This window comes from Devosia sp., from assembly GCF_036406155.1.
Taxonomy (GTDB): domain Bacteria; phylum Pseudomonadota; class Alphaproteobacteria; order Rhizobiales; family Devosiaceae; genus Devosia_A.
Genome location: NZ_DASWVV010000098.1, coordinates 1 through 9,255 on the forward strand (window position 1 = coordinate 1; position 9,255 = coordinate 9,255).

The following is a 9,255-nucleotide window of genomic DNA, read 5'->3' on the forward strand; positions in this document are numbered from 1 at the left end:
GGAAGGCCCTAAAACTCTCCCCGGCAACGTCGATGTAGCGCCTGTCGCGGATGACGAAATACATCGGCACGTCGAGGGCGTAGTCGGCGTAGCGCTCGAAGCCCATGCCGTCCTCGAAGGCGAAATGCAGCATGCCCGTGCGCGCGGCGTCGGTATTGAGCCAGATGTGCGAACGGAAGCTCAGATAGCCGGACGGCTTGCCGTCGATGAAGGGGGAGTTGGCGAACAGCGCCGTAACCACCGGCTGCAGCGCCAGACCGATGCGCAGCTTGGTGACCATGTCGGCCTCATCGGAAAAATCGAGATTGGCCTGGATGGTGGCGGAGCGGAACATCATCGAGGTGCCGAGCGTGCCGACCTTGCCCATATAGGGCTTCATGATGCCGTAGCGCGACTTGGGCATGGCCGGGATCTCGTCGACCGACCACAGCGGCGTGGTGCCAAGCCCGAGGAAGTGGATGTTGAGTTCCTCGCCCACGGCGTGGCAATCGTCCAGGTGCGCGGCGAGTTCGGCCGCGGCGCCGTGCAGCGTCGCCTGCGGTGCGCCCGACAGCTCGAACTGGCCGCCCGGCTCGAGGGAGATGCCGCCGGCCACTTCGTCGTTGCGCAGCCCGATCGGGTATTCCCCGTCATAGAAGGGATGCCAGCCGGTGCGGGCCTCGATGCCGGCGAGCAGCGCCCGGATGCCGTCGCCACCCTCGTAGGGCACCGGACGCACCGGGGCGCGCCGGAAGACGTGTTTCTCGTGTTCGGTCCCCACCCGCCACTCGGACTGCGGTTTGGCGCCGCGCGCCATGGCCTCGATGAGGTCGGCACGCGATTCGATGAGCGGGGATGGGGCGGCGCCGTCCATGGCAACTCCGGGGCGAACGTTGATCGCCGGGGAGCCCGGCTGCGGCGGGACAATAGTCGCACGCGTCGGGAAAGCAAGCACTCTATCGCCAACCGCCGATGGTTGCCTGGACCAAGGCCAGGGCGGCAACGGCGGCGGTATCGGCGCGCAGGATGCGCGGCCCGAGGCTGATCGGTATCACGAAAGCTTGCGCCAGGAGCAGCGCGCGCTCGTCCTCGGCGAAGCCGCCCTCGGGCCCGACCAGCACGCCGACCGGCAGGCCGGCGAGCTCGGCCAGCGAATCGAGCGGCGAGGACGAGGGGGCGGCCTCGTCGCAGACGATGAGCCGCCTCAGCCCGTGCTGTGCGCGCCAGCCGGCGAGCAGCGCCGGCAGCCCGATCTCGGGCGCAATCACGGGGATCGACAGGACCTCGCACTGCTCGGCCGCCTCGATGGCGTTGGCCAGCAGCTTCTCCGGCTTCAGCCGGTTGCGCAACTGGGTATGGCGGGTGAGGACCGGCTGGATGACGCCGGCGCCCATTTCGGTGGCCTTCTGGACGACATAGTCGAGCCGCGCCGTCCTGAGCGGGGCGAAGCCGTACCACAGCTCCGCCGGAGGGGTCTGGGGCGCGACCGGCTCGGCCAGCGCCAGCGTTGCCGCCTTGCGGTGCGGCGCGGCGATGCGGGCGAGCCAGGCTCCGTCGCGGCCGTTGAAGACGACGACGCCGTCGCCAGCCTGCATCCGGAGCACGGTGAGCAAGTAACTGGTCTGCTCGTGCCCCAGCGTCAACGACGCCCCTGCCCCGAGCGGCTGCTCGACATACAGGCGCGGCAGGGTCTTGTGGGTGCGCGGCATGGGCGTTCGTTCCGGGCGGTTGCGACCCCGATCATGCTTGCACCTGATCGCGGGCGAGAGGATAAGTGCGCCCGGCAGTATCGCATCGAGGTCGATCCATGCAAATGCACGAGCAGCCGGCAGGCGCGGTCGCCGACGCGCAGCGCGGCAACTGGGTCGACCGGCATGCGCCAGAATGGCTGAAGCCGTATGCGCGCCTCGCCCGGTGGGACCGGCCGATCGGCTTCTGGCTGCTGTTCTGGCCCTGCGCCTTCGCGCTGGCACTGGCGGCGCTCGCGGACCCGGACCGGGGCTTCAACTGGTGGGCGCTGGCGCTGTGCCTTGTCGGCGCCGTGGCGATGCGCGGGGCCGGCTGCACCTTCAACGACATCGTCGACCGAAACATCGACGACAAGGTCGAGCGCACCCGCTCGCGCCCGATTCCCTCGGGGCGAGTCGGCGTTGCCGCAGCCATCGCGTTCATGGTCGCGCAGGCGCTGGTGGGCCTCGCGGTGCTCCTGCAGTTCAACGGGCTCGCCATCGCGCTGGGCGTCGCCTCGCTCGCGCTGGTCGCCATCTATCCGTTCATGAAGCGGGTCACCTGGTGGCCGCAACTGTTCCTCGGACTCGCCTTCTCCTGGGGAGCGCTGCTCGGCTGGGCGGCGCAGATGGAGGCGCTCGGCCTCGCTCCCGTGCTGCTCTATGCCGGCTCCATCCTGTGGGTCATCGGCTACGACACGATCTACGCCATGCAGGATATCGAGGATGACGCGCTCATCGGCGTGCGCTCGACGGCGCGGCTGTTCGGGCGGCGGACGCGGCTGATGGTGGCGCTGTTCTACGCCGGGGCGGTTGCGCTGTGGGCCGCCGCCGCGTTCCTCGCCGGCGCCGGAATCGTGTTCGTGCTCGGCCTGGCGGCGGCGATAGCGGGGTTGACCTGGCAGGTCGTCACGCTCGACGGCAACGCTGCGGGCAATGCGCTGCTGCGGTTCAAGGCCAACCACTGGGTGGGGCTGGCCTTCACCCTCGCCCTGCTCGCGGAGGCCTGGCTGTAGGGCGCCCGCGACTGGCAGCACTCGGGGCCATTTGCTGCTAAACCTTTGAATCTACAGCTTAATATTTGACGACGTCACTTGTTGCGCGGACCCGAACTTGGTCTAATCGGGACGATCCGTGTGCCAAGGAGAATTCGTCCCATGCAGATCAACAAGCCCCGTGTCCGCCAGGTCGAAGGCTACGGCCTGACGACGGCGCAGATCTTCTACCGCGTTCCCGACCATCTCGAACTGCTGCAGGAGTTCGTGTGGCAGGAGTACGACCTGTTCCCCGACTTCCCGACCCTCTCCCGCTTCCTGGCCTTCTGGGAGGAAAAGATCGAGGGCCCGCTGCACTCAGTGACGGTGGCGCATGCGCTGCTGGTGAGGCCGAAGGAGCTTTCGCTGCTGGGGGCGTCCCGCCGTCTCAACTGAAGCCCCGGGGCGCAAGAACGGTGCAAGGCCGGCCGCAGGGGACGGCCAGCCTTGCTCTGAAGCGCTTGGAGGTCGCTTGAGGGTGCGTGATCGGGGGGAAATCACGCTGACCGGCCGTGAAATGACGCGCCGGTCGACAGGACAACGCGGCCTGCCGCAGATGGTTGCGAGGGGGCATAAAAAATTGGGGACCGGCGGTGACACCGGTCCCCCAGGCCGCCTGGAGGTGCATCGGCCGGCGGGAAGCTTGCATGCCCTCCCGCAGGCCGGCCGTGAATTCAGTTGCTGGCTTCGCCGGGCTTGCGGCGATTGAGGAAACGCGGCCGGCGGCTGGCATCGGCCGCCAGCTTGCGGCGGGCGCTGGAGTAGCCGAGGGCGACGCCGTCGACCTGCTGGCTGTACGGCAGCAGATTGCCGTCGCCGGCCTTGATGAACAGCGGCAGGCGGAGCTTGCGGCCCCAGTTCTGCCATTCGGCGACGACGTTGCTGTTGCCGATCTCCTCGAACACCCGGTAATTGAGATCGGGGTCGCCGTGCACCAGTTCGATGGCGCTGTGCAGGACGCCTTCCTCCGAGATCGCCGTCGACACGGCCACCCCGACATATTCGTCGATCGGCACCTTCACCTTGATCGCCACGCCGCTCTTTTCGAGCGTCTTGCGCACGGTGACGGTCTTGACCGGTTCCCTGGGGCCATTGTCGTTGGCCGGGCCGAACCGCCTCGCCGTGGGGGCCGGTGCCGCGTTGCCGACGCCGCCCCTCTGCCCGAACAACACAACGACCGAGGACCCTTCGATCCCTACCCCGCGAACCATGTTGAAACCTCGCTGTCAACGTCGAGAGCCGGTTAGTTCTGGCGCTCTTTTTTTGATGCCCCCAATCTAGGCCCGGCCATTACCTGCCCGCTTAAGAAACTGGGTTAAGTTTAGGTTGTTTTGCGGAGGGTTAGCAGGTCGTCACCTAGTGTAAGGGCGGATTAACCGCGCGCCCTCCGACGGCCCGCCACAGCGCCGTTCGGTGGCTGGCGCAGGAAGCGCTCCGCCCCGAACGGGGCGAGGTCCGCCGGGTCGGCCGCGCCCACCATGCGCTCGGCCAGGAGGCGCCCGCTGATCGGCCCGAGGGTGAAGCCGTGATGGCCGTGACCGAAGGCAAACCACAGCCCGTCATGGCAGGGCGCCGGGCCGATGACCGGCTTCATGTCCGGGGTGCAGGGGCGCGCCCCCAGCCACGGCGCGGCATCGACCCGCTCCCCCAGCGGAAACAGCGCGCGTGCGATGCGCTCGGCGGCCACCAGTTGCCCCGGGGTCGGCGGCGCGGCGAGGGCAGCGAACTCGGCGCCCGTGGTGAGCCGGATGCCCTGCGCCATCGGCGTGATCAGATAGTAGTTGTCGGCGTCATAGAGCCAGTTGCCAAGCCCGGCCGACCCGGCCGGCCGGTAATGCATGTGGTAGCCGCGCTTGACGAACAGCGGCAGGCGGTAGCCCAGACGCCGCGTCGCCTCGCCTGCCCATGGCCCCAGCGCAATGACGGCCGATGCCGCCTCGGCCGGGCCGTCGCGGGTCTCGACCCGCCAGCCCGAACCCTGTCGGCGGAGGCTGGCAGCGTCGCCGCGCACGAGGCTGCCGCCGAGCGAGACGAAGTAGCGCGCATAGGCAGCGGCCAGCGCCGCGGGGTCTCGCACCGTCCACGGTTCCGGCCAGTGCAGCGCGCCTGCCACGGCGACGCGCAGATCCGGTTCGAGCCGGGCGACCTGGGCGGCATCGAGGGCGCCATGGGGGATGCCGTATTCGGCCCGCACCTGCTCGGCGTCGGCCAGCGCCGCCGCCAGCGCGGCGGGATCGCGGTAGAGCTTGTAGTAGCCCCGCCGCTGCACGAGGTCGCCGGCGCCGGACGCGGCGATGAGTTCGGCGTGTTCGGCCTGTGCGCGGCGGATCAGCGTCGCGTATTGGGCGGCAAGCCCCCGGTAGCGGGCCGGAGCGGAATGCCACCAGTAGCGGGCCAGCGCCGGGGCGAGGCCAGGCAGAGCGCGCCAGTGATAGCGGGCGTCGACGCGGCGGTTGCCGGCGACGCCGAGGAGCGTCGGCAGGTCGCGCGGAAAGCGGTAGGGCCGCACGGCCTCCGTCTGGATGATGCCGGCATTGCCGTAGGACGTCTCGTACCCCGGCTCCCGCCGGTCGAGCAGCAGCACGGCGCGGCCGCGGCGCTGCAGATGAATGGCCACAGAGAGGCCGACCATGCCGGCGCCGAGGACGATCACATCAGCCATTCGCGTGCCCCTGCCCGGGGCTGCCTGCCGACGATGACGAGGTGAATGGCATGGAAGCGTCTGTGAAATGGCTGTTGTGGCAATCCCCACCCGGGCGTTCCGCCCGCGGCGTCACGGCGATGCTAGCCGATTTGCCGCGCGCCGCCCATGCGGATCCGCCGCCGGCCTCCGACGGCGCAAGCCGGCCCCGCGCGACCGCCCGCCAGCTTGCCTCGTGCCGGGCATGGGCCTAGAAGGGCGCCAGAATTTCCCGGAACCGGCATGCCCCAAGCCACACCGACCACAGCGGCCGAAGACCTCGAGTTGCTGCGCGCCAGCGCGGTGACTGCCGGGATCATCGCCGCCGGCTATTTCCGCAAGGAACTCAAGAGTTGGACCAAGGAGTTCAACTCGCCGGTGAGCGAGGCCGACATCGTGCTCGACCGCTTCCTGCACGCGGCGCTGACCACGGCGCGCCCCGACTACGGTTGGCTCAGCGAGGAATCCGCCGACGACCCCGGACGCTTGCGGCGCAAGCGCGTCTTCGTCGTCGATCCGATCGACGGGACGCGGGGGTTCATCCGCGGCGAGGACAGCTGGACGGTGTCGCTGGCGGTGGTCGAGGACGGCATCGCCATTGCCGGGGTGGTATACGCGCCGGCGCGAGACGAGATGTATGATGCCTGCCGTGGCGGTGGGGCGCGGCTCAACGGCGCGCCGCTGCGGCGCGAGACCGTGCCGGGCCGGAAGGCCCCGCTGATCCCGGCGCCGGGCGCGGTGCACCAGGAGTTGCAGGCGGCCGGGCTCGACTACACGCGCGGCCCGGCCTATTCCTCGCTCGCCTACCGGCTGGTGCAGGTCGCTTCGGGCGAACTCGACGCCGCCGTGGCGCGGCGCGGCTCGCAGGACTGGGACCTCGCCGGAGCCACCATTATCCTTAAGGAGGCCGGCATCTCCTTCGAGGACGTCTGCGACGGGGAGCTGCGCTTCAACGGCGAAGAAATCCGCCACGGCGCGCTTGCAGCAGTCGGCGAGGTGTCGCTAAAACCCGCCCTGCACGCGGCGCTCATCAAAGTCTATGGCTGCCCGCAGCTCCAACAGGCCGACCTGGAACGCAAGAAGACATGACACCCCCGAGCAAGACCCCGGATAAGCAGCTCCTGCACCTCGTCATCGGCGGCGAGCTGGAAGACATGGATGCCATCACCTTCAAGGACCTGAGCAAGGTCGACATCGTCGGCGTCTACCCCAACTACGCCGCGGCCTACGCGGTGTGGAAGGCCAAGGCGCAGATGACCGTCGACAACGCCGAGATGCGCTACTTCATCGTGCATCTGCACCGGCTGCTGTCCCCCGGCATGGACGAGTGAGCAGGCGCCGGGCGCCGGGCACCGGGCCGGGCCTCAAGGACCACAGGCTGGTGCGCTGGTTCATCGGCGCGGTGCTGATCGGGGGCTATCTCCGGCTGATCAAGGCCACCTCAAAGGTGGTGTCCGAGCCGCCCGACTACTGGCAGCGGGTCAGGGCCGACTGGCCGGTGATCGCGGTCTCCTGGCACGGCCAGTCCAACCTCGCCTATGCCTGCATCCCCGACACGCGCAACCTGGCGCTGCTCGTTTCCAACCATCCGGATGGGCGCATGGCGGCGGCCATGGCGCGCTCCTTCGGCTACCAGACCATCGACGGCTCCGGCGCCAGCGAGCGGCAGGGCCATGGCACTGGCGGGCTCACCGCCTTCCGCAACATGCTCCGCGCGCTGCGCAGCGGCACGACGCTGTTCGCGACCGCCGACATCCCTCCCGTGCCCGGCCGCCATGTCAGCCCGGGCATGATCGCGCTGGCCCGGCGCTCCGGTCGGCCGGTCTGGGCCATCGCCACGGCCAGCTCGCGACGGCGCGTGCTCGAGCACGTCTGGGACCGCATGCAGGTCAATTACCCGTTCTCGACCATCGCGTTCGTGGCCGAGGGCCCCGTCGCCATGACCGACCCGGCGGTCAGCGACGAGGCCTACGCGGCCGAGCTCAAGGTGCTGCTCGACCGCGCCCTGGAGCGGGCCTTCGCCATCGCCGACGCCGGCAGGCGATAGCCGACACGTTCAGGAACCAAGGCTGGCAATGATGGCGTCGATGGCGCCGGGGCCGCCAATGCGCTCGCGCCCGATGGCGCCGAGCCGGGCGATGTCCTGCGGTGCCGCCAGCAGCGACGCCAGCAGGTGCGACAGCGCCGCCGCGTCGGCCGGCGCCAGCAGGCGGGCCTCGCCGAACAGCCGGCCTTCCTCGCGGAAGCGCTTGCCGCGGTCGGCCGGCTTCGTGAAGGTGACCACCGGCCGGCCCGAACCGAGCGCCTGGATGGTGGCGGTTCCTGCCTGCGACAGGACGAGGTCGGACACAGCAAGCAGGTTGGCGAGCGCGCCGCGGGACGCGTGCACGGCGAGCCCCCTGCCGACGAGCCGGCCGAGGTCGGCCGCCTCCCCCGTGGCGGGGGCCTCGAGCGCGAGGCCCGACGCGGCCGCCAGCACCGCCGGGTCAATGCCGTCGGCGAGGGCAAGGAACAGATCGGGCCGCAGCGTTGCGGGCAGCGCCGCCAGCGCGTCGACCTGCAGCGCAAAATTCGCCGCCGTGTCCTGGCGGCTGCCGGGCAGCAGCGTGACCGCCTGCGGGCGGGAGCGGCGGCCGGCTGCGTCGTACTCGGCGGCCGGAATGGTGTCCATCATGACGTTGCCGGCGGCGCGTGCGTCGATGCCGGCTTCGGCCAGCGTCGCGGCCAGCCCCGCATTGCGGCTGAAGACGGTGCGGCAGGTGCGCCCGATGACCCAGCGCTCGAGCGAGGCATAAGGGCGGCCGTAGCCGGTCTTGTAGACGTCGAGATAGGTAATGCCGCGGATGCCGGCCAGGAAACAGCCGGCGACGCCGACGAAATCGCCGACGACGACGTGGTGGTCATAGGCCGCACGGGCGCGGCGCAGGAAGGCGAGGCCCGGGGGGACGGTGGCGAGGCCGCCCGTCAGGACGTCGCGCGCCAGCGTGCCGGCGGCGACGCGCGAGCCCTCGCTCGCCAGCCGGGCGCGCGGCCCCACGACCGGGCACACCCCGTCATAGGCGTGGCCGCCCCCGAGCGTGGGGTAGGCCTCCACCACGAAGCCGGGGGGCAGCCGGCGCACGATCTCGGCGCCGATCGAGTCCTCGCCGTGGCCGTTGGAAATGAACAGGAGCCGGCGGCTCTTCGCCAATTAGGCCCGACCGAGCCCGTGGCGGGCATAGGCCTCGTGTGCCGCCTGGGCGTCGGCATAGGCTTCCTGGCGGTCGACGTTCCAGTAGCTCAGTTCGTCGAGCGGGATCGGCTTGCCCGTGACGGCGCAGCGCACGAAGCTGCCGGGCTTGAGGACGACGTAGTCGCCGTCGAGGTAGCGCAATTGCGCCTCGGAGGGCGTGAATCCCTTGTCGAAAATGTTCATGGCCATGCCTTTGCTGACGACAGATATAGGAGAACCCGGCGGCCATGCAAATGCCGCGCTGCCGTCCCCGTCAGAACAGGCTTTCCTGGTCGTCGCCGCCGCCGTCGGGGCGGGGCTTGCGGCGAAGGCCGGGCGCGCCCGAGACCGTCGCCCCGATCCGCCCGTCGGCGACCTCGATGGTCAACCCCTCGCCGGGCCGCAACTGCGCAGGCGAGCGCACGATGCCGCCCGCTTCGTCCGTAACGAGCGCATAACCCCGCTGCAGCACGTTCCGGTAGCCATAGGATTCGAGCAGGCGCCCGAGCGCGCCGAGCCGGTCCCGGCGCTGGCCAAGCAGCCGTGTCCAGGCCGGGGCGAGACGCGTCGCCAGCGGTGCCAGGGCCTCGCGGCAGTGACGCAGTTCGCCGCGCAGGGCTTTGG

At 70.1% G+C, this 9,255-nt stretch carries 12 protein-coding genes; 5 read left to right on the plus strand and 7 right to left on the minus strand.

From position 1 onward, the window contains the following. On the minus strand, nt 1-853 hold an 853-nt coding region (locus VGD93_RS06175; protein ID WP_395010264.1), incomplete at its 3' end, for a glutamate--cysteine ligase. 82 nt (nt 854-935) lie between these two features. Then, a complete protein-coding gene (locus VGD93_RS06180; protein WP_395010266.1) occupies nt 936-1,688 on the minus strand; it encodes a 16S rRNA (uracil(1498)-N(3))-methyltransferase in 753 nt (250 codons plus the stop codon). A gap of 98 nt (nt 1,689-1,786) precedes the next feature. Here VGD93_RS06180 and ubiA point away from each other — a divergent pair, with 98 nt between their 5' ends. Further along, on the plus strand, nt 1,787-2,722 hold the full coding sequence (gene ubiA / locus VGD93_RS06185; protein WP_395010268.1) for a 4-hydroxybenzoate octaprenyltransferase: 936 nt from the start codon (nt 1,787-1,789) through the stop codon (nt 2,720-2,722). 141 nt (nt 2,723-2,863) lie between these two features. Beyond that, nucleotides 2,864-3,136 carry an usg protein gene (locus VGD93_RS06190; protein WP_395010270.1) on the plus strand — a complete coding sequence of 91 codons (273 nt, stop codon included), beginning with the start codon at nt 2,864-2,866 and terminating at the stop codon, nt 3,134-3,136. A 278-nt stretch (nt 3,137-3,414) separates the two neighbouring features. On the opposite strand, the gene VGD93_RS06195 is transcribed toward VGD93_RS06190, so the two are convergent. Further along, complete coding sequence (locus VGD93_RS06195) at nt 3,415-3,951, minus strand: DUF6101 family protein (RefSeq protein ID WP_395010272.1); 537 nt, start codon at nt 3,949-3,951, stop codon at nt 3,415-3,417. Between the two features lie 161 nt (nt 3,952-4,112). Further along, nucleotides 4,113-5,402, minus strand: coding sequence for an NAD(P)/FAD-dependent oxidoreductase (locus VGD93_RS06200; protein ID WP_395010273.1), 1,290 nt, complete (start codon nt 5,400-5,402; stop codon nt 4,113-4,115). A 261-nt stretch (nt 5,403-5,663) separates the two neighbouring features. On the opposite strand from VGD93_RS06200, the gene VGD93_RS06205 reads away from it, so the two are divergent. From VGD93_RS06205 to VGD93_RS06215, 3 genes are read left to right on the plus strand one after another with little or no spacing between them, the layout of a single operon-like run. Further along, nucleotides 5,664-6,509, plus strand: a complete 846-nt coding sequence (locus VGD93_RS06205; protein WP_395010275.1) for a 3'(2'),5'-bisphosphate nucleotidase CysQ — start codon at nt 5,664-5,666, stop codon at nt 6,507-6,509. Further along, nucleotides 6,506-6,751, plus strand: coding sequence for a DUF4170 domain-containing protein (locus tag VGD93_RS06210; RefSeq protein WP_395010277.1), 246 nt, complete (start codon nt 6,506-6,508; stop codon nt 6,749-6,751). Before VGD93_RS06205 ends, VGD93_RS06210 begins: the two co-directional genes overlap by 4 nt. Next, on the plus strand, nt 6,748-7,467 hold the full coding sequence (locus VGD93_RS06215) for a lysophospholipid acyltransferase family protein (protein ID WP_395010279.1): 720 nt from the start codon (nt 6,748-6,750) through the stop codon (nt 7,465-7,467). The genes VGD93_RS06210 and VGD93_RS06215 overlap by 4 nt, the downstream gene beginning before the upstream one ends. Before the next feature lie 9 nt (nt 7,468-7,476). On the opposite strand, the gene VGD93_RS06220 is transcribed toward VGD93_RS06215, so the two are convergent. The 3 genes from VGD93_RS06220 to VGD93_RS06230 form a co-directional block, all read right to left on the minus strand. Next, nucleotides 7,477-8,610, minus strand: a complete 1,134-nt coding sequence (locus VGD93_RS06220) for a hypothetical protein (protein ID WP_395010281.1) — start codon at nt 8,608-8,610, stop codon at nt 7,477-7,479. Continuing rightward, on the minus strand, nt 8,611-8,835 hold the full coding sequence (locus VGD93_RS06225) for a DUF2093 domain-containing protein (RefSeq protein WP_395010283.1): 225 nt from the start codon (nt 8,833-8,835) through the stop codon (nt 8,611-8,613). 70 nt (nt 8,836-8,905) lie between these two features. Next, the coding region (locus tag VGD93_RS06230) for an exodeoxyribonuclease VII large subunit (RefSeq protein WP_395010285.1) at nt 8,906-9,255 on the minus strand (350 nt) is incomplete at its 5' end.